Annotated in this window: 20 protein-coding genes; 13 read left to right on the forward strand and 7 right to left on the reverse strand. The window is 56.9% G+C overall.

Features of this window, described 5'->3' with window-relative positions:
* Positions 1-280: 280 nt before the first annotated feature.
* From hslO to ACVCAM_RS18215, 4 genes are all read right to left on the reverse strand, one after another.
* Entirely contained in the window at positions 281-1,165 is an 885-nt protein-coding gene (hslO, locus tag ACVCAM_RS18200; protein ID WP_161958630.1) for an Hsp33 family molecular chaperone HslO, read from the reverse strand.
* An 18-nt stretch (positions 1,166-1,183) separates the two neighbouring features.
* Complete coding sequence (gene hslR, locus ACVCAM_RS18205) at positions 1,184-1,585, reverse strand: ribosome-associated heat shock protein Hsp15 (RefSeq protein ID WP_025910302.1); 402 nt, start codon at positions 1,583-1,585, stop codon at positions 1,184-1,186.
* The gene (gene yrfG, locus ACVCAM_RS18210; protein ID WP_008503043.1) at positions 1,582-2,265 is read right to left on the reverse strand and encodes a GMP/IMP nucleotidase; all 684 of its coding nucleotides are present in this window, start codon (positions 2,263-2,265) and stop codon (positions 1,582-1,584) included. The genes hslR and yrfG overlap by 4 nt, the downstream gene beginning before the upstream one ends.
* A 67-nt stretch (positions 2,266-2,332) precedes the next feature.
* Positions 2,333-4,468, reverse strand: coding sequence for an intracellular growth attenuator family protein (locus ACVCAM_RS18215; protein ID WP_008503042.1), 2,136 nt, complete (start codon positions 4,466-4,468; stop codon positions 2,333-2,335).
* A gap of 324 nt (positions 4,469-4,792) precedes the next feature.
* Between ACVCAM_RS18215 and nudE the strand changes: the two genes are divergently transcribed.
* A complete protein-coding gene (gene nudE / locus ACVCAM_RS18220; protein WP_008503041.1) occupies positions 4,793-5,353 on the forward strand; it encodes an ADP compounds hydrolase NudE in 561 nt (186 codons plus the stop codon).
* A gap of 80 nt (positions 5,354-5,433) precedes the next feature.
* Here nudE and mrcA read toward each other — a convergent pair whose 3' ends face one another.
* Positions 5,434-7,986 carry a peptidoglycan glycosyltransferase/peptidoglycan DD-transpeptidase MrcA gene (gene mrcA, locus ACVCAM_RS18225; RefSeq protein ID WP_447093640.1) on the reverse strand — a complete coding sequence of 851 codons (2,553 nt, stop codon included), beginning with the start codon at positions 7,984-7,986 and terminating at the stop codon, positions 5,434-5,436.
* Between the two features lie 120 nt (positions 7,987-8,106).
* On the opposite strand from mrcA, the gene pilM reads away from it, so the two are divergent.
* The 12 genes from pilM to trpS all read left to right on the forward strand — a co-directional run bounded on the left by pilM (position 8,107) and on the right by trpS (position 18,075).
* Positions 8,107-8,883, forward strand: coding sequence for a pilus assembly protein PilM (gene pilM / locus ACVCAM_RS18230; RefSeq protein ID WP_025910305.1), 777 nt, complete (start codon positions 8,107-8,109; stop codon positions 8,881-8,883).
* Positions 8,880-9,374 (forward strand): PilN domain-containing protein, encoded by a 495-nt coding sequence (locus ACVCAM_RS18235; RefSeq protein WP_407223723.1) that lies wholly within the window; start codon positions 8,880-8,882, stop codon positions 9,372-9,374. The genes pilM and ACVCAM_RS18235 overlap by 4 nt, the downstream gene beginning before the upstream one ends.
* A gap of 3 nt (positions 9,375-9,377) precedes the next feature.
* Complete coding sequence (locus tag ACVCAM_RS18240) at positions 9,378-9,833, forward strand: HofO family protein (RefSeq protein ID WP_025910309.1); 456 nt, start codon at positions 9,378-9,380, stop codon at positions 9,831-9,833.
* Positions 9,823-10,227 (forward strand): HofP DNA utilization family protein, encoded by a 405-nt coding sequence (locus tag ACVCAM_RS18245; RefSeq protein ID WP_025910311.1) that lies wholly within the window; start codon positions 9,823-9,825, stop codon positions 10,225-10,227. Before ACVCAM_RS18240 ends, ACVCAM_RS18245 begins: the two co-directional genes overlap by 11 nt.
* Positions 10,139-11,377: a DNA uptake porin HofQ gene (gene hofQ / locus ACVCAM_RS18250; protein ID WP_025910313.1), complete on the forward strand. Its 1,239-nt coding sequence runs from the start codon at positions 10,139-10,141 to the stop codon at positions 11,375-11,377. The genes ACVCAM_RS18245 and hofQ overlap by 89 nt, the downstream gene beginning before the upstream one ends.
* Positions 11,378-11,663: 286 nt before the next feature.
* Entirely contained in the window at positions 11,664-12,185 is a 522-nt protein-coding gene (aroK, locus tag ACVCAM_RS18255) for a shikimate kinase AroK (RefSeq protein ID WP_003861630.1), read from the forward strand.
* Between the two features lie 57 nt (positions 12,186-12,242).
* On the forward strand, positions 12,243-13,331 hold the full coding sequence (gene aroB, locus ACVCAM_RS18260) for a 3-dehydroquinate synthase (protein ID WP_023326225.1): 1,089 nt from the start codon (positions 12,243-12,245) through the stop codon (positions 13,329-13,331).
* A gap of 92 nt (positions 13,332-13,423) precedes the next feature.
* Positions 13,424-14,725 (forward strand): cell division protein DamX, encoded by a 1,302-nt coding sequence (damX, locus tag ACVCAM_RS18265; RefSeq protein WP_023294719.1) that lies wholly within the window; start codon positions 13,424-13,426, stop codon positions 14,723-14,725.
* Positions 14,726-14,792: 67 nt separating this feature from the next.
* Positions 14,793-15,605, forward strand: coding sequence for an adenine-specific DNA-methyltransferase (gene dam, locus ACVCAM_RS18270; RefSeq protein ID WP_008503033.1), 813 nt, complete (start codon positions 14,793-14,795; stop codon positions 15,603-15,605).
* Positions 15,606-15,646: 41 nt separating this feature from the next.
* Positions 15,647-16,324 carry a ribulose-phosphate 3-epimerase gene (gene rpe / locus ACVCAM_RS18275; RefSeq protein WP_008503032.1) on the forward strand — a complete coding sequence of 226 codons (678 nt, stop codon included), beginning with the start codon at positions 15,647-15,649 and terminating at the stop codon, positions 16,322-16,324.
* A complete protein-coding gene (gph, locus tag ACVCAM_RS18280) occupies positions 16,317-17,078 on the forward strand; it encodes a phosphoglycolate phosphatase (RefSeq protein WP_023326223.1) in 762 nt (253 codons plus the stop codon). The genes rpe and gph overlap by 8 nt, the downstream gene beginning before the upstream one ends.
* A complete protein-coding gene (gene trpS, locus ACVCAM_RS18285; protein WP_023298773.1) occupies positions 17,071-18,075 on the forward strand; it encodes a tryptophan--tRNA ligase in 1,005 nt (334 codons plus the stop codon). The genes gph and trpS overlap by 8 nt, the downstream gene beginning before the upstream one ends.
* 142 nt (positions 18,076-18,217) lie before the next feature.
* On the opposite strand, the gene ACVCAM_RS18290 is transcribed toward trpS, so the two are convergent.
* The gene (locus ACVCAM_RS18290) at positions 18,218-18,388 is read right to left on the reverse strand and encodes a YhfL family protein (protein WP_008503029.1); all 171 of its coding nucleotides are present in this window, start codon (positions 18,386-18,388) and stop codon (positions 18,218-18,220) included.
* A 137-nt stretch (positions 18,389-18,525) separates the two neighbouring features.
* Entirely contained in the window at positions 18,526-19,899 is a 1,374-nt protein-coding gene (gene cysG / locus ACVCAM_RS18295; RefSeq protein WP_025910325.1) for a siroheme synthase CysG, read from the reverse strand.
* Positions 19,900-19,978: the final 79 nt, after the last annotated feature.

Below are 19,978 nucleotides of genomic sequence, written 5' to 3' on the forward strand. Positions count from 1 at the left end.
TCATAGATTCACGCATCTGGACAAAACCCTTACTAACGGAAAACGCTGCGACTCCAGTCACAGCGCAGGCGGATTATCGCAGGAATCGCTTTTTTGTTGGGGAAAATGTTCCGAAAAGGTTAAAGGCTGGTGATTTTATCGGAAAGAATGTGAATGTAATCGCATACACGTAAGAAAATTACGTAAGAGTTACATTGGGAAAACGATTCAGCTTGGGGGGTGTTTTTTACCCCTCAACCCAGCCCTCTTCCCAAACGGAAGAGGGTGAGGGGAAAGAAGTTTAGTGAACCTGCGGATCCGCCGGGGAGGCGTTGTTGCGGATCTCAGCGATATCCATCGAATTGAACACATAGTGCGTACCGCAGTAGTCACAGTGCATATCAATTTCGCCGTCTTCCGCCATGATGCTGTCGATCTCTTCATCCGGCAGGGTTTTCAGTGCGCCAGCGCAGCGCTCGCGGGAGCAGGTGCACTTAAACTCCACGGACTGCGGGTCGTAGACGGTCACTTCTTCTTCGTGGTACAGACGCCACAGCACGTCGGTCGCCGACAGGTTGAACAGCTCTTCCGCCTTGATGGTTTCGGTCAGCGTCGCCAGGTGCTCGAAATCATTGGTCTGCGCGTCCTGCGCAGGCAGAACCTGCAGCAGCATGCCGCCAGCAGCAGGCTGACCGTCCACTTCACCGGTGCGGATGAAGAGACGCGTCGGCAGCTGTTCAGAACGCATGAAGTAATCTTCCAGGCAGGCTGCGAGAGTATCGCCTTCCAGACCGACCACGCCCTGATAGCGTTCACCTTCCTCCGGGGAGATGGTGATCACCAGGTAGCCATTACCTACCAGCGTTTTGAGGTCAGCATTTTCAGGCACGTCGCCCTGAACGCGCGCCACGCCGCGCATCTGCTGCTGGTTATTGCCGTTGATTACCGCCAGCGACATTGGGCCGTCACCCTGCAGCTGCACGGTGATATCGCCGGCAAACTTCAGCGTTGCGGTCAGCAGGCTGGTGGCAACCAGCAGTTCGCCCAACAGGGTCTTCACCGGCAGCGGGTAGTTGTGGTTTTCCAGAATCTGTTTCCAGGTTTCGGATACGGTGACCAGCTCGCCGCGCACGGCGAATTGTTCAAACAGATAGCGGTGTAATTGGTCGTGTTGGGCCATTTTCATCTCTCGTGCGGGTGAGGGTTACTCGCTCTCACCGTGTTTAAATTTCATCAGATCGCGGCGCTCTTTTTTATCCGGTCGCCGGTCCGGGTGGGGCATGGTCAGCGCATTCATTTTGCGCGCCAGCGCGGTCTTCTCGCGCTTTTCAATGCTTTCCGCCGTCTCTTCATAAAGCAGGACGGCTTCCGGGGCGGGCCGTCGTTGTTCGGTAATGGCTTTAATCACTACCGTACGTTCATCGTTGCCCTGACGCAGCGTTAAGGTGGCATTCAGCTCAACCAGCTTGCTTGGTTTGCTGCGCTGGCCGTTGTAATGCACCTTTCCGCCGTCAATCATCTCGCGGGCAAGGGCGCGCGTTTTATAAAAACGCGCCGCCCACAGCCATTTATCCAGTCTTACCCCGTCAGAGGGTTTATCTTTCATGGCCTCTCCTTCACGGTCAGTGAGGGGATCATCTGGCGGTAGTCGTTCAGTCCCGGGTGGCGCAGATAGCTTTTTTCAGCCAGGCCAGAGTCAGGATTGGTGACGCCCAGACAATAGCGAATGCCAAACCTTGCCGCGGAATCCAGAATGGGCTCGCTGTCGTCAATGAACAGCGTACGTTCCGGCTGCAAGCCCGTCTCTTCCTTCACCGCATGCCACAACCGCTGATCCTCTTTCGGATAACCAAATGTGTGGGTGGAAAGTAATAAATCAAGGTGTGATGCCAGACCCGTATGCTCCAGCTTCACGGCCAGGTTATGGGGATGCGCATTGGTCAGCAAAATACGGCGTTTGCCGCTTGCTTTCAGCGCATCCAGGAACGGAACCGTATCCTCGCGCAGCACGGCGCGTGGACCCTGGGCGGTGGTCATGGCACAAATATCCAGACCGAGGCGCTCGCTCCAGTAGTCCAGACAGTACCAGTTTAGCGTATGTTGCACGGCGCTATATTGCGAACGAATGAATGCCTGCGCTTCTGCCGGAGAGATTCCCTGCTGCTCGCCATAGGTTTCCGGCACCAGCGTTTGCCAGAAATAGTTATCAAAGGCGAGATCGAGCAGCGTGCCGTCCATATCCAGCAGAACGGTGTCGACCTGCTGCCAGTCGATATCAAGATGCATAGGGGGGAACTCCAGCCAGAAGAATCGTGCGCGACAGGGTAGCACATCTTGTCGCGCAACGACGTTATCAGATCAGGCTCTCAGAGGAGGGGATCAGCTTAGGATTGAGGCAATTTTCATAATATTGCTGGATCTCTGCAAGCCGGGTGCGCGAGCGCTGGTAGCGTCGCAGGGCCATAAAGCCGTTCCAGAAAATGGCGATCAGCATCGCGGTCATCAGCAGAGAGGTGCCGATGTAGCGCCATAAACCTGCGCTATCCGGCATCCGGTGCAGGCCGATATGGCGAGTGCCGTTGGCGTCGGTATAAACACTCGTGACAATCCCTTCTGCGCTGAACGGCGTTTGCATCAGCATCTGCGCCAGGCGCTGGAACTGGCTCCACTGCTCCTGCGCCGGGTAGTCATAAAGCGCCACCTGCGGGTAAGGCTGATCGACCAGGTCGCTGCCTTCATCGCTTGCAATCACAAAGCCGCCCGGTGCCGGGCTGTTCAGCGCCTGAGCCGCCCGGGTGGTTTCGCGCATCATAAACGGTGATGTGGAGGTGGCGACCAGGTTATCCAGCGATTCAGCACTCACCGGACGCAGCAGCACGTTGACGCCATCCAGTCGTCCCGCTTCGGCGCGCTTTACCAGCGAGTCCCAATCTTTACTGTTCCCGAGGTTGACCAGGGCATTTTTAAGACGTATGCACTCATCCTGCGAAGAACAGAGATCCTGCGTTTTCAGAACGATGTCACCAAAATCATCCAGCAGAACCATGCCTGATTTTTGAATGGCCGAACGCAGCGCAGGGCTGACGCGTGAATCATCGTCCGGTTTCGGGTGCAGCTGGCGGTTAACCGTCTGGGTAAGCGCCGTGGCTTTATTCACCACTTCGGATTCCGGCAGCGGCAGCGGCGGTGCGTCGTTCCAGATAATTTGTGAGCAATCGAACGGCATAAATGGCGAGTTCTGACGCGTGTTCCATGCCCCCGGCGTGTGAATATTACACATCCCGGTTCCCTTCAGGCGCAGCGTGTCTCCCACGCGTACACCGGCTTCATCCAGCTTGTTGACGCTGGTCGCTTCAATGGTTTGCGCCCCTTTGATCCACGACAGTGTGAATTTGATGGGCATATCCAGCGGCACGAAAAGCAGCAGCATGACTAAGACCAGCGCCGCGCCCCCGGCAATGACCGTGCTGCGAAGCCAGTGCTGAAGCGGGAAATTTTTCACTTCATCATGCAGGGATAAGAAGCGCCCCTGACGCACAACGTGGCGGTCAAGGTAGATATCAATATCGGTTTTCTGGCCTAAATCCTGCGCGATCCACGGTTGCCAGTGGCGCGGGTAAATCAGGTCAATAATCCCGAGCGAGATATTGTTGAGGTGTTCCTGATCGTTTTCACCGAACAGACCCCAGCGCTTTGGCGTCCCGCGCAGGCAGTGGATCTCGCGCAACGAGGTTTTGGCCGGCGGAGCAAAGAGCCCCCAAAGCCCGCCCGCCAGCAGCAGCACCGCACCGCCCGCCAGCCAGGGGACAAACACATCCGGCGTCAGCAGGCAGAAAAAAAAGAGCAGGAAGGCGGCGACGATCAGCAGGGCTTCACGAATGCCGTCCGGGCGGCTCAGGGCGTACTCTTCATGCGTCTCCTGACGAATGTTCAGCAGTTCAATCTGCTCTGTCTCTTCGCCACGAATAGAAGCCTGCGTCGAACTGGCGCGCTCCAGCGCAAAACGCGGGGCTTCCTGAAGATATTCATTCAGCGTGTGGCCGTTAAGCGAGATAACCAGAGGCAATGAATCGGTGTGAATCAGCTCAACGCTGTTTTCGTCATTAATGTATTGCTCCCAGGACGGAGGGAGATGCACTTCGACGGAATCAAGGTAATAGCGCCACTTGTTGGGGTCATCAGTCGTGATGCCGTAGCGCGTGATGGATCGCGTCACGCAGAGCACGGTATCACTCTGCGCATTAAGCTTTAACGCCACGGGCGCTGCGGTGGCACCCGTTGGCCCAGGCGTGAGCTGAGTACGGTTCAGGATTTCGAGATAGTTTTCAACCGCATCGCGCTCGTCTTGCGTGAGTTTACGCGTGGTCGCGCCCGCAAATGCAGTTAAAAAAGGCAGGCGATAACGGCGCTGTATGCGGCGCCTGTACAACCACCCTGCAACCAATGCGCCGGCCAGCATAGCAGCGAGAACAATCAAAATGGTGCTCATGCTTTCCCCATCTTACTTATCTTCTTACAGGTGTAGTCAGTAGCACCTTTACATTGAATGAGAGTCTGTGGCTGGCTATCGGCAAGTATGGAGTCGAACTTGAGCATTCTGAAGCGCATCCCAGTGACCGGTGATGATAGCAAAGCCTGTTATGGCGCGATATCAGCAAATTCCTGGAAACATTTCAACCTCTTGACATTTGTTTTGAATTGAGGATTGATCCCTGCTACGTTGCATAAATGTAAATAAAGAACGATTGACATTGCCGAAACCGTGCGGCGTATCGCACAATAACGCCAGTTCTCACTGCTAAGACCCATCACGATGAGCAAACCACTACAAAAACCCACCATTCTGAATGTTGAAACAGTCGCCAAATCGCGCCTGTTTAATGTCGAAAGTGTGGATCTGGAGTTCAGCAACGGTGTGCGTCGCGTTTATGAACGTATGCGCCCCTCGTCGCGCGAAGCGGTGATGATTGTGCCGATTGTCGACGATCATCTGATTTTGATCCGCGAATACGCTGTGGGAACGGAATCTTACGAGCTTGGGTTCTCGAAAGGGCTGATCGACCCGGGCGAAACCGTCTTTGAAGCGGCAAACCGCGAGCTGAAAGAAGAGGTGGGGTTCGGGGCGAATGAGCTTTCATTCCTGAAAAAACTGAGCATGGCGCCGTCCTATTTTTCCAGCAAAATGAATATCGTGGTGGCGGAAGATCTCTATCCTGAATCGCTGGAAGGGGATGAGCCGGAGCCGCTGCCGCAGGTTCGCTGGCCGCTGGCGCACCTGATGGACCTCCTGGAAGACCCTGACTTTAATGAGGCTCGCAACGTGAGTGCGCTGTTCCTGGTACGGGAGTGGTTGAAAGGGCAGGGGCGACTGTAGGCCATAAAAAAAGCCGGGTGGCGGCTTCGCCTGACCCGGCCTACGCTGTGTTGCCCGGTTTTTACCGGGCATTTTTACATTTAGAACAGCTCGTGCGTTTCGCCGTTATCGATAATCTCTGTACCCACCTCATGCACCGCCTGTGTGGTTGGCTGTGTGCCCTCGATGAAATACTCCTCGCGACTATTACCGCCGTTGGCGAGCTGGCCCGTGCTGCGGTCGATATTGACCGTCACCACGCCAGGCGGTGGCGTCAGCGGCTGCTCCGGCACGCCTTCAAGAACGGCCTTCATGTAGGCGTCCCAGGCTGGCTGCGCGCTCTTCGCGCCGCCTTCATAGCCGGAAATCTGATCTTTAATCGCGCCGGAGGCCGTGGTACGCCCTAAATCGCGGCGGTGATCGTCGAAGCCGATCCAGACCGAGGTCACCACGCCCGGACCGTAACCGGAGAACCACGCGTCTTTCGAGCTGTTGGTTGTCCCCGTTTTACCGCCGATATCATGGCGCTGCAGATCGCGTCCTGCGCGCCAGCCGGTACCCTGCCAGCCTGGCTCACCGAAGATGTTGGTGTTAAGCGCGCTTTTGATCAGGAAAGACAGCGGCGTGTTGATCACATGCGGGGCGTATTCCTGCGCGCCGGTCTGCGCCACCAGCGCCTGGTTCGCCTGCTCGAGCTGCGGCTGCGGCACCACGCCGCTCTGCTGCTCCTGCGACACGGCAGGGTCTTCCATGTCCTTGTTTTCAAGTACTTCAGATTTCGGCGTATTGCCATAAATGACCGGAATATCGCAGTCAGAGCAGGCAATTTTCGGCTTCGCCTCGAACAGCACGCCGCCCTGATCGTTCTCGATCTTGCTGATGAAGTACGGGTCAATCAGGAAGCCGCCGTTGGCCATCACCGAGTATCCACGCGCGACCTGAAGCGGCGTAAAGGAGGCTGAGCCTAACGCCAGCGACTCGGTGCGAACGATGTTCTGCGCCTGGAAACCGAAGCGCTGCAGATACTCTGCGGCATAGTCGACGCCCATGGCGCGCATGGCACGCACCATCACCACGTTTTTCGACTGTCCCAGACCCTGACGAAGACGAATCGGGCCGGCATATTCCGCAGGGGAGTTTTTCGGCTGCCAGTCGGAACCCGCCCCCGCATCCCAGCGGGAGATCGGCACGTCGTTGAGGATGCTGGCGAGAGTCAGCCCCTTATCCATCGCGGCCGTGTAGAGGAACGGTTTGATATTGGAACCGACCTGACGCAGCGCCTGGGTGGCGCGGTTAAATTTACTCTGGTTGAAATCGAACCCGCCGACCAGGGCCAGTACAGCACCGTTCTGCGGATTGATAGAAACCAGGGCCGAGTTGACGTCCGGCACCTGCGCCAGCCACCAGGATTCGCCAACCTTGCGCACCCAGATTTGCTGCCCGGTCTGTACCGCATCGGTCACTTTACGCGGCGTGGCGCCCTGCAGGGTATCCGAGCGGTACGGACGCGCCCAACGGATACCGTCCATGCGCAGGGAGACGGACGTACCGTCCGCGAGCGTTGCAACGGCTTCCTGAGGATCGGCCTGCGTCACCACGGCAGGAAGGAGCGGCCCGTAGGTAGGCAGTGCTCTCAGCGTACTGATGATTTTTTTGCTGTCCCACGCGCTTTCGCCCACCTTCCAGAGCACGTTTGACGGGCCGCGATAGCCGTGACGCATATCGTAGTCCATCACGTTGTTGCGCACCGCGTCCTGCGCCGCCTGCTGCACTTTACGGGTGACGGTGGTGTACACGCGATAGCCATCTTCATAGGCCTTGTCGCCATAACGGTTCACCATCTCCTGGCGAACCATTTCGGTCAGGTAAGGTGCAGAGAAGGCGATCTCCGGGGCGTGGTAGTTAGCGTCAATGACGTCGTTGCGCGCCTGGTCGTACTCGCTCTGGCTGATATAGCCTTCGCTCAGCATACGTGACAGGACGACGTTACGACGCGCGGTGGCGCGATCGAGCGAGTAGAGCGGGTTAAAGGTGGACGGCGCTTTTGGCAGACCGGCGATGGTGGCCATTTCGCTTAAGGTGAGTTGCTCCACAGGCTTACCGAAGTACACCTGCGCAGCCGCCCCCACGCCATAGGCACGGTAGCCCAGGTAGATTTTATTGAGGTACAGCTCAAGGATCTCATCTTTGCTCAGCAGCTGCTCAATACGGATCGCCAGGAACACCTCTTTGATCTTACGGGTCAGCGTCTTTTCAGGGCTGAGGAAGAAGTTACGCGCCAGCTGCTGCGTAATGGTACTCGCCCCCTGAGAGGCGTGACCAGAGAACAACGCAATGCTCGCGGCACGGAAAATCCCCACCGGATCGACACCGTGGTGCTCGTAAAAACGGCTGTCCTCCGTGGCGATAAAGGCTTTCACCATCACGGGTGGAATTTGGTTTAAGGTCAGCGGGATACGACGCTTCTCGCCATACTGCGCCATGAGCTCGCCATCGGCGCTATAGACCTGCATCGGGATCTGGAGACGCACATCGCGAAGCGTGGCGACATCAGGTAGCTGTGGCTCAATATATTTGTACAAACCGTAAATCGAGCCTGCTCCCAGCAGAATGCAACAGACTGCAAGGATGAATAAATACTTTACGAACTTCACCGGAGATTTCCCATTTGGTTTCACTTGGGCAGTTTCTAAACAATCGCGCGGTAGTATAAAGGCAAGCCTGATTCATTGATATAGCCGTCAGGGCGACGGGCGATAAGGAGATCGTGAAGCATGGCCTTCAAAACATGGCAAACGGGCGTTCATATTCAACAGGATAGGGTGCTGATCGTGGCGCTGGACCGGGATAAGTCCGGCTGGCGTCTGCGGCGCTGGTGGGCAATCCCGCTGGGCGAAGGCATCATTCGTGACGGCAAAATTTGCCAGCCAGAACAGCTGGTCGATGCGTTGCGCGACTGGCGAAAAACGCTGCCGCACGCCCATCGGGTGTTCCTCTCTTTCCCGGCAGCACGCACTCTGCAGCGGTCGCTTCCTCGCCCGACCGTTGCGCTGCGCGACAGCGAGCAGCTCTCATGGCTGGGTAGCGCGCTCGCCCGCGAACTGGAGATGTCTGCCGATACCCTCTGTTTCGACTACGCCCAGGATACCTTCAGCAATACCTTTCACGTGACGGCCGCACAAAACAACGAGGTCGATACCCTTCTGGCGCTGGCGAAAACGCTGCGTTTGCGGCTGGTGACCATTACCCCGGATGCCAGCGCGCTGACGAATCTTCTTCCCGCAGTGGCGCCAGCGAAGTGCGTCGCCTGGCGGGACGATCGGCAGTGGCTCTGGGCGATGCGCCACCAGTGGGGACGCCGCTTAACTACCGAAGCAGAAAACGTGGCCGAGCTGGCGGCGCTGCTGGCGCTTGGTCCGGATGACATCGCGCTGTTTGATTGCCAACGTGATCCGTGGGAAATCCTGGAACGCTGCCATGCTCCGCTGCCGGAATGCGGGGCTGATTATACCGTCGCGCTGGCGTTGGCCATGAGCGAGGTGCCCGGATGAGCATCCTGAATTTTCTGCCCTGGCGACAGCAGCGGCGCGCGCGATGCCTGCGCTTCTGGGGCGCAATGTGTATCGGCACAGTACTGTTGATGTTCGTAGTCATTGTTTGTCTGCGGATGAACCAGTTCGTGAAACTGCGCGCGCTGCAAACGGATCTGACGGGAATGCAGTCCGTGCAGCACGCGCTTGTCGCCCGGCAAAAACTGGCCGCACAGGCGCAGCTACCCGCGCAAACCAGGCAACGACGCGCATGGCAACCGGTGCTGGCCTCCCTTTCCCGCGCCATTCCTCCACAGGTCTGGCTGACAGAGCTGCGCTATCAGCCGCCTGCGTTGATTTTGACCGGTTATGCCATCACCCTGCCGGCCCTCTCTGCTCTGCGCGATGCGCTTGGCCAAATAGCGGGCTTTACGCCCGGGACGCCGGGCGAGCTTCGGCAGGATAGCCGGGGGCACTGGATGTTTACGCTTCATCTCAAAAGCGAGGGGTAACGCGTGAATACCTTGTTAGAACGCTGGTGCGAAAGCCGTCCCTGGCATCGGCTACTCTGCTGGTGCCTGGGGAGTCTCCTGGCAGGACTGGTCGCGTGGGGGGCGTTGCTCAGACCGGTAGACAGGCAGTGTGCTGAACAACAACGCCAGCTGATTGAGGATGTAAGCACTAACGCATCGTTATGGCCTGTTGTCAGAAAGGGGCCGTTTCGTCCGGACTCTGCGAAGGCTCGGGAGCTGGCGCCGTTCTCCCCGCTCAATTTTCAGGGCGATGAGACGACGCTGGTTCACTGGAAGCCGCTGCAGAATGGAGGGGAGCTGGCGCTGGATGCGGAGTGGCAGGCCATTCCGGAACTTTTTTCCCGGCTGGCACAGCAGGATGTGGAGATCGCCGCTTTCGCAATTGCGCCACAAGGTAGGGCGTTACGCCTGCAGCTGGAGCTGGAACATGCGAAATAGCGCGCGATGTTTGCTGGTTTGCTCAGTGCTGCTATTGACCGGTATGCGCGATCCGTTTCGTCCTCCGGACGATCCTTGCGCCATTGGCGAGCTGGCGCAGTGGCGCTTTCGCGGCATGGTGGAAGGGCAGGAGACTATCGGCATTTTACAGGATGGGGAAAAGCGCTGGTACCGGCTGAAAACGCATGAGCGCTTCCCGTCAGGCTGGAGGATAACCGCCGTCAATGCAGCGGAGCTGGCGGTTGATGTGGGTGACACCTGTGACCCGGGAAAATGGACGTGGCAACGAGAAGGAACGGACAAAAATGAATTTACGGATAATGCTGTGGCTGCTGGCGTTCAGCCAACCGCTGTGGGCCGCCGCGCCAAAACCGGTCACGCTGGTGGTGGATGACGTGCCTGTGGTCCAGGTGTTACAGGCCCTGGTCGCACAGGAGAACCGTAATCTGGTGGTATCGCCTGATGTCAGCGGTACGCTTTCGCTTAACCTGACGCGCGTTCCCTGGAGGCAGGCGTTACGGACGATCGTCTCCAGCGCCGGACTCGTCTTGCGCGAGGAGGGCGGTATTTTTTATGTGCATACCGCGGCCTGGCAGCGTGAGCAGCGGGAGCGTTCAGAACAGGAACAGGCGCGTCGACAGCTTGATGCCCCGCTGGTCACTCAGGGCATTCCCTTTTCTTATGCGGATGCCGGGGAGCTGCAAAAAGCCGCGGAAAAACTCCTGAGCCCAAAGGGGAGTTTATCCGTCGACAAACGTACTAACCGTCTGCTGATTCGGGATAACCAGGCTGCGGTGGATACGCTGCAGCGCTGGGCCGCCGAGATGGATATTCCCGTCGAGCAGGTCGAACTGGCGGCGCATATTGTGACCATCAACGAAAAAAGCCTGCGCGAGCTGGGGGTGAAGTGGAATCTCGCCGACGCTACCGACGCGGGCAAGGTGGGACAGCTCACGACGCTGGGCAGCGATCTTTCCGTTGCCAGCGCCACCAGCCACGTGAGGTTTAATATCGGTCGGATTAACGGCAGGTTGCTTGATCTGGAACTTTCAGCGCTGGAGCAAAAACAGCAGGTCGATATCATCGCCAGCCCGCGGCTGCTGGCCTCGCACGGGCAACCGGCCAGTATCAAGCAGGGCAGCGAAATTCCGTATCAGGTCTCAAGCGGGGAAAGCGGCGCCACCTCCGTTGAGTTTAAAGAGGCGGTACTCGGAATGGAGGTCACACCGGTAGTATTGCCGGGGGGACGCGTGCGCCTGAAACTACACATCAGCGAAAATATGCCGGGACAGGTTCTGCAGCAGGCCGATGGCGAAACGCTGGCTATCGACAAGCAGGAGATAGAAACCCAGGTGGAGGTAAAAAGTGGAGAAACGCTGGCGTTGGGCGGAATTTTTTCCCAGAAGAACAAAACCGGCAGTGACAGCGTACCCGGTCTGGGAAGCATCCCCTGGATTGGATCGCTTTTTCGTCATGACGGGAAAGACAACGAACGGCGTGAATTAGTGGTGTTTATTACACCACGTCTGGTCGGTATTCGCTAACGGGTAACGATCCCCGCAATGATTTTGCATTCAGTTTGTTGCAGATGTTTGACGTGGGGCATGAATTAGCATACAAGGAGTACCGATTTGAGTTGGACTTACGTCTTATTACCTTATGCGCCCGGCGCGGTGATTTAATCAGTTGCCAAACAAGCCGGAGTATTGAGATAATTTTTAGTCTGACTCTCGCTCTATTGCATATGAGGTTTCAGTTCATGTCCTGCTACGCCGGGTGTCTGCGAAGCGGGGATTACCATTAACGAATAGTCTTAGTAGTACCGATAAAATGGCAGAGAAACGCAATATCTTTCTGGTTGGGCCTATGGGTGCCGGCAAAAGCACTATTGGGCGTCAGTTAGCTCAACAACTCAATATGGAATTTTACGATTCTGATCAAGAGATTGAGAAACGAACCGGAGCTGATGTGGGCTGGGTTTTCGACGTAGAAGGCGAAGAAGGTTTCCGTGACCGAGAAGAAAAAGTGATCAACGAACTCACGGAAAAACAGGGCATCGTTCTGGCAACAGGCGGCGGCTCTGTGAAATCTCGCGAAACCCGCAACCGTCTCTCCGCCCGTGGCGTAGTGGTCTATCTTGAGACGACCATTGAGAAACAGCTGGCACGTACGCAGCGCGATAAAAAGCGCCCGCTGCTGCAGGTTGAAACGCCACCACGCGAAGTTCTGGAAGCGTTGGCCGATGAACGCAATCCGCTGTATGAAGAGATTGCCGATGTGACCATTCGTACCGACGACCAGAGCGCTAAAGTGGTTGCAAACCAGATTATTCATATGCTGGAAAGCAACTGATTCTGGCTTTATATACACTCGCCTGCGGGTAATAGCATTAAAGGTGGATGTCGCGTCATGGAGAGGATTACAGTTACTCTCGGGGAACGTAGTTACCCTATCACCATCGCGGCTGGTTTGTTTAACGACCCAGCTTCCTTTTTACCACTGAAAGCGGGTGATCAGGCGATGCTGGTCACCAACGAGACGCTGGCTCCGCTTTATCTCGACCGCGTACGCCACCTGCTTGAGCAGGCGGGCGTAAAAGTCGACAGTGTGATTCTCCCCGATGGCGAGCAGTATAAAAGCCTGACGGTACTGGATACCGTCTTTACCGCATTGCTGCAAAAACCGCATGGTCGCGATACAACACTGCTTGCCCTGGGCGGCGGTGTTGTGGGCGATCTGACCGGCTTTGCGGCCGCAAGCTATCAGCGTGGTGTCCGCTTTATTCAAATCCCTACCACGCTGCTGTCCCAGGTCGACTCCTCTGTGGGTGGCAAAACGGCAGTGAACCATCCGCTCGGCAAAAACATGATTGGCGCGTTCTATCAGCCCGCATCGGTGGTGGTGGATCTCGACTGTCTGAAAACCCTGCCGAAGCGCGAGTTGGCTTCGGGTCTGGCGGAAGTGATCAAATACGGCATTATTCTGGATGGCGAGTTCTTTAGCTGGCTTGAAGAGAATATGGATGCGCTGCTGGGCCTCGATGAGGCAAAACTGGCATACTGCATTCGTCGTTGCTGTGAGCTGAAAGCAGAAGTTGTTGCCGCAGACGAGCGTGAAACGGGCTTACGTGCTTTACTGAATCTTGGGCATACGTTTGGTCACGCGATTGAAGCCGAAATGGGTTACGGCAACTGGCTGCACGGTGAAGCCGTCGCGGCCGGCATGGTGATGGCTGCCCGCACCTCTGAACGCCTTGGGCAGTTCAAACCGGAAGAGACGGCACGTATCATTGCGCTGCTTGAGCGTGCAGGTTTGCCGGTGAACGGGCCGCAGGAGATGTCGGCGCAAGCGTATTTACCCCACATGATGCGCGATAAAAAAGTATTGGCAGGTGAGATGCGTCTTGTACTCCCGCTTGCAATAGGGAAGAGTGAAGTGCGCGGCGGAGTGCCGCACGATGTCGTTCTTGGCGCTATCGCTGACTGTCAGCAGGCGTAACAACTAGAAAGGTCAGGCCACTGTCGCAGGTGGTCGTTTAGCTTCAGGTGAAATGCAAAGTCGTTGGCATAAGCCTTTGAGTGGGGTGTTAAATGGATGAATTCAAACCAGAAGACGAGCTGAAACCCGATCCCAGCGATCGTCGTACTGGTCGTTCTCGTCAATCTTCAGAACGTGATAACGAGCCGCAGATCAACTTTGACGATGTTGATCTGGATGCAGACGATCGTCGCCCTTCGCGCAGCCGCAACGCGCACGAAGAGCGAGCAGAAGAGGATTATGAGTCCGAAGAAGATTCAATGGACGAACAGCCTGTAGAGCGTCGCCCGCGTAAACGTAAAAAAGCCGCTGCGCCAAAACCGGCGTCCCGCCAGTACATTATGATGGGCCTTGGCGTTCTGGTGCTTGTGCTGCTGATTGTCGGCATTGGCTCCGCGCTTAAAGCACCGTCAACGAACTCAACCGAGCAAACGGCTTCCGCTGAGAAGAGCATCAACCTTTCCGGTAACGATGCGTCCAATCAGGCGAATGGCGCACAGCCAGCGCCGGGTGCTACTTCCGCAGAGCAGACCGCCGGTAACACCACAGCGCCGCAGGATGTTTCTCTGCCGCCCGTTTCTTCAACCCCAGCTCAGGGGCAGGCACCTGTTGCGCCTGAAGGTCAGCAGCGTGTGGAAGTTCAGGGAGACCTGAACAATGCGCTGACGCAGCCGCAGAACCAGCAGCAGGTTGATAACGTCGTGGTTAACTCTACGCTGCCAACTGAACCTGCAACCGTTGCCCCGATTCGCGGCGGTAACGCTCAGCCGCAAACGGCCGCGACGGAAACCAAACCGCACCAGACGCAGACTACAACACGTCCTGAGCGTAAGCAGGCAGTGATTGAGCCTAAGCGTGAAACCAAACCTCAGGCAGTGGTAAAAGCGCCTGAAGTGAAAGCCGTACCGGCCCAGCCGAAACGCACGGAAACGGCTGCGGTGAGCGAGCCTGCTAAAGCGCCCGTCACGCAGACTGCGCCGAAAGCCACGGCGACCACCACGGCACCGGCTGCCACAGCGGCACCAGCCGCGACGGCAACCGCATCCAGCAGCGCGGCAGGTAAAACGGCAGGTAACGTCGGTTCGCTGAAGTCTGCGCCTTCCAGCAACTACACGCTGCAGCTGAGCAGTTCGTCTAACTACGACAACCTCAACAGCTGGGCGAAGAAATCAAATCTGAAAAACTATGTTGTTTATCAGACGACCCGTAACGGTCAGCCGTGGTATGTGCTGGTGAGCGGTGTTTATTCGTCAAAAGATGAAGCAAAACGTGCCGTAGCGGCGCTGCCAGCTGACGTTCAGGCGAAGAACCCATGGGCGAAGCCGATTCATCAGGTTCAGGCCGATCTGAAGTAATGTTTAAAGCGCAGGATGCTGTCGGAGCTTTCTCCACAGCCGGAGAAGGTGTAATCAGTTAGTCAGCATGAAAAAAAATCGCGCTTTTCTGAAATGGGCAGGGGGGAAATACCCCCTGCTCGATGATATTAAAAAGCACCTGCCTGAAGGCGAGTGTCTTATCGAACCTTTCGTGGGTGCGGGATCGGTGTTCCTCAACACCGATTTTTCTCGTTATATCCTGGCGGATATCAACAGCGACCTTATCAGCCTCTATAACATCGTTAAGCTCCGTACCGATGAGTATGTCGCAGAGGCGCGCAAGCTGTTTACGCCCGAGAACAATAATCCGGACGTTTACTACCAGTTCCGCGCGGAGTTTAACCAGAGCCAGGATCCGTTCCGCAGAGCCCTGCTGTTCCTCTATCTTAATCGTCATGGTTACAACGGCCTGTGCCGGTATAACCTGCGCGGGGAATTTAACGTGCCGTTTGGTCGCTACAAGCGCCCGTATTTCCCACAGGACGAGCTTTATCACTTTGCTGAAAAAGCGCAGAACGCGGAGTTTCATTGCCTCTCCTATGAAGAGTGTATGGAACTGGCAGGCGTCAATTCGGTGGTTTACTGTGACCCCCCATACGCGCCGCTGTCTGCGACGGCGAACTTCACCGCCTACCACACCAACAGCTTCAGCCCTGCCGAGCAGGCGCGTCTGGCGGAGATGGCGGAAAAGCTGGTCAGCAAAAGAATTCCGGTGTTAATTTCGAATCACGACACGCCTGATACGCGCGAATGGTACAAAGCCGCGAAGCATTTTCAGGTTAAGGTGCGGCGTAGCATTAGCAGCAACGGCGGCACACGTAAAAAGGTGGACGAACTCCTGGCTCTTTATCGCCCCTGAGCCGTTTTGCCCGCCGGTAAACACATTTCAAGGAGAAGCGGATGAAACAGTTTTTGATTGCTCCCTCAATTCTGTCGGCCGATTTTGCCCGCCTGGGTGAAGATACCGCCAACGCACTGGCGGCTGGCGCGGATGTCGTCCATTTCGACGTGATGGATAACCACTACGTTCCTAACCTGACCATCGGTCCGATGGTGCTCAAGGCGCTGCGTAACTATGGCATTACCGCCCCGATCGACGTTCACCTGATGGTGAAACCGGTTGATCGCATCGTGCCTGACTTCGCCGCGGCGGGTGCCAGCATCATCACCTTCCATCCGGAAGCCTCTGAACATGTGGATCGCACGCTGCAGCTGATCAAAGAGAACGGCTGTAAAGCGGGTCTGGTGTTTAACCCGGCCACGCCGCTGAGCTATCTCGACTATGTCATGGATAAGCTGGACGTGATCCTGCTGATGTCCGTTAACCCCGGTTTTGGCGGCCAGTCATTCATTCCTCACACGCTGGATAAGCTGCGTGAAGTCCGCCGTCGTATCGACGAGTCAGGCTACGACATTCGTCTGGAAGTAGACGGCGGCGTGAAAGTGAATAACATTGGTGAAATTGCGGCGGCAGGCGCGGATATGTTCGTTGCTGGTTCTGCCATTTTCGACCAACCGGATTATAAAAAAGTCATTGATGAAATGCGCCGCGAGCTGGCGAAGGTAAGTCATGGATAAATTACAGGCTATTCGGGGTGTGGCATTCGACCTCGACGGCACGCTGGTTGACAGCGCGCCGGGCTTAACGAGCGCCGTCGACCAGGCGCTGTATGCACTTGAACTCCCCGTTGCGGGTGAAGAGCGCGTCGTCACGTGGATTGGCAACGGCGCCGATGTTCTGATGGCGCGCGCGTTGACGTGGGCGCGTCAGGAGCGTGCGTCGCAGCGTTCCGCCCAGGGTAAACCGAGCGTCGATCACGCGGACATCCCGCAGGAAGAGCAGCTGCGTATTCTGCGCAAACTGTTCGATCGTTTCTATGAAGAGACCGTCGAGGAGGGCAGCTTCCTGTTCCCTGACGTTCAGGAAACGCTGAGCGCGCTGCACGCGAAGGGCATCCCGCTGGGTCTGGTGACCAACAAACCCACGCCGTTTGTCGCACCGCTGCTGGAAGCGCTCAATATCGCGAAGTATTTCTCCGTGATTGTGGGCGGCGACGACGTGCAGAACAAAAAGCCCCATCCGGAACCGCTGCTGCTGGTGGCAGGAAAATTATCCTTAACGCCTGCGGAGCTGCTCTTTGTCGGCGATTCCCGCAATGATATTCTGGCTGCCCGCGCGGCCGGGTGTCCTTCCGTGGGGTTAACCTATGGCTACAACTACGGTGAAGCCATCACGCTGAGTGAGCCGGACGTCGTTTTCGACCACTTCAAAGATTTGTTGCCCGCACTCGGGCTTTCGCACAGTGAACATCAGGAATTGAACAATGACTAAGCCCATCGTTTTTAGTGGCGCACAGCCTTCAGGTGAATTAACCATTGGTAACTACATGGGTGCGTTACGTCAGTGGGTCAGCATGCAGGATGACTACCATTGCATTTACTGCATCGTCGATCTCCATGCGATTACCGCCCGTCAGGATCCTGAGAAGCTGCGCAAAGCCACGCTGGACACCCTGGCGCTGTATCTGGCCTGCGGCATCGATCCAGAGAAGAGCACCATCTTCGTTCAGTCTCACGTGCCGGAGCACGCGCAGCTGGGCTGGGCGCTGAACTGCTACACCTATTTTGGCGAGCTGAGCCGCATGACGCAGTTCAAGGATAAATCCGCGCGCTACTCTGAAAACATCAACGCCGGCCTGTTTGACTATCCGGTGCTGATGGCGGCAGACATCCTGCTGTACCAGACTAACCAGGTTCCTGTCGGCGAAGACCAGAAGCAGCACCTGGAGCTGAGCCGCGATATCGCCCAGCGCTTCAACGCGCTCTACGGCGATGTGTTTAAAGTACCAGAGCCATTTATTCCGAAGTCCGGCGCACGCGTAATGTCGCTGCTGGAGCCGACCAAGAAGATGTCCAAGTCTGACGATAACCGCAACAACGTTATCGGCCTGCTGGAAGATCCGAAATCGGTTGTCAAAAAGCTCAAGCGCGCGGTCACGGACTCCGACGAGCCGCCTGTTGTGCGCTACGACGTGCAGAACAAAGCGGGCGTCTCCAACCTGCTGGATATCCTCTCGGGCGTCACCGGCCAGAGCATCCCTGAGCTGGAAAAACACTTCGAAGGCAAGATGTACGGCCACCTGAAAGGCGAAGTGGCAGATGCCGTTTCCGGCATGCTGACCGAGCTGCAGGAGCGTTATCACCGCTACCGTAACGACGAAGCGTTCCTGCAGAAAGTGATGAAAGAGGGGGCGGAAAAAGCCAGCGCGCGCGCGTCCGAAACCCTGAAAGCGGTGTATGAAGCAATTGGGTTTGTGGCGAAACCTTAAGCCGCTGTGCCGGGTGGCGGCTTCGCCTTACCCGGCCTACGGGACCGTGTAGGTCGGGTAAGCGTCAGCGCCACCCGACAAAAAACACACTCTCCAAAACTAAAAACCGGGATATCCCGGTTTTTTTACGCCTGTAAAACGCTTACTGCTGTGCCGCCGGGCCGCAACCACCGATGATCTTCGAAATGGAGATCGCCGGGTGCAGCAGGTAATCGTAGCTGCAGTTATTTTTGGTGTTTTGAACGTGACCGGTGCAGGCCGTCAGAGTCGATAACAGGCCAACCAGAACGGCGGCTTTTGCCAGTTTGAACATATGCATTCCTTGTCTAAAAAATGGATGTAATACGAGGGAATAAATGGAAAAGTTCCACTATGCGGGCGGTATGTTATCGGTAGGCGTAAGAGGGGAGTAGTCCGCTTAAGGACTACTCCAGGAAGGGAGAATATGCGTTAGTGATTCGAGAACCAGTTCAGCCTGTCGCGCAGTTCAACCACGCGGCCCACCACAATCAGCGCCGGGCTTTCGACCTGCTGCGCCAGCTCGCCTAACTGCGTCAGCACGCCATCCACCACGCGCTGCGTAATGGCGGTGCCGTTTTCGACCAGCGCGACGGGCATATCCGCATTCATACCGTGCTCCAGCAGCTTCGCCTGAATCGTGGCGGCCTGATTGAGCCCCATGTAGAACACCAGTGTCTGCTTTTCGGCGGCCAGGTTATGCCAGTCCAGCTCGCTGCCGGTCTTCAGGTGGCCCGTCACCAGACGCACGCTCTGAGCGTAGTCGCGGTGGGTCAGCGGAATGCCAGAGTACGCTGAACAGCCGGACGCCGCCGTAATGCCGGGCACCACGGAGAACGGAATACCCGCGTCGCACAGGGTTTCCAGCTCCTCGCCGCCGCGTCCAAAGATAAAAGGATCGCCCCCCTTCAGGCGGACCACGCGTTTTCCCTTTTGCGCTTCGCGCAGCAGGATCTGGTTAATCTCCTCCTGCGGCACGCAGTGGTAGCCCGCGCGCTTGCCCACGAAGACGCGGTCGGCGTCGCGGCGCACCAGGTTCATGATGTCATCGGAGACCAGACGGTCGTACACCACGATATCCGCCTGCTGGATCTGCTGTAGCCCTTTCAGCGTCAGCAAGCCCGCATCACCGGGGCCTGCGCCTACCAGCACCACTTCGCCGCGATGGTCCAGCGGTTCGCTTAGCAACTGCTCGGTCGTCTCTTCAACGGCTTTGGTGTCCTGATTCGCCAGCGACTGCGCCAGCCTGTCGTTCACAAAGAATTTTTCCCAGAAGCGACGGCGCTCGCCCACGGTCGCGAAGGTTTGCTTCACGCGTGAACGCAGCTGACCGGCATAATGCGCAATCTGGCCAAGGTGTTGAGGCAACAGGGCTTCCAGTTTTTCCCGCAGCAGACGCGCGAGAACCGGCGAACGTCCCCCGGACGATACCGCAATCATCAGCGGCGAGCGGTCGATAATCGACGGCATGATAAAGCTGGCTTCTTTCGGCGCATCCACCACGTTGCAGAAGATACGGCGCGCTTCGCAGGCGTCGCTGACGCGCTGATTCACTGCATCGTCATCCGTCGCGGCAATGGTCAGCCAGCAGGTATCCAGCAGGGATTCATTAAACTCCCCCTGCTCCAGCGTAAGCATCCCTTCCTGCGCCCAGACGTCAAACTGGGGGGAGAAGGACAGGGCATTCACGGTCAGGCGGGCGCCAGCCTCTAACAGCAGGCGCGCTTTGCGCTCGGCCACGTCGCCGCCGCCCACGAGCAGGCAGTCGCGGTTGCGTAATTGACAAAAAATCGGCAGGTGATCCACGACGTTACCTCACAGCATTCATGGCGGGGGAAGAATTGACGTCAGGATAACAGCAGGAATCGTACAGAACATACGGTTT

The sequence above is a fragment of the Enterobacter sp. CFEC122 genome, assembly GCF_052983755.1.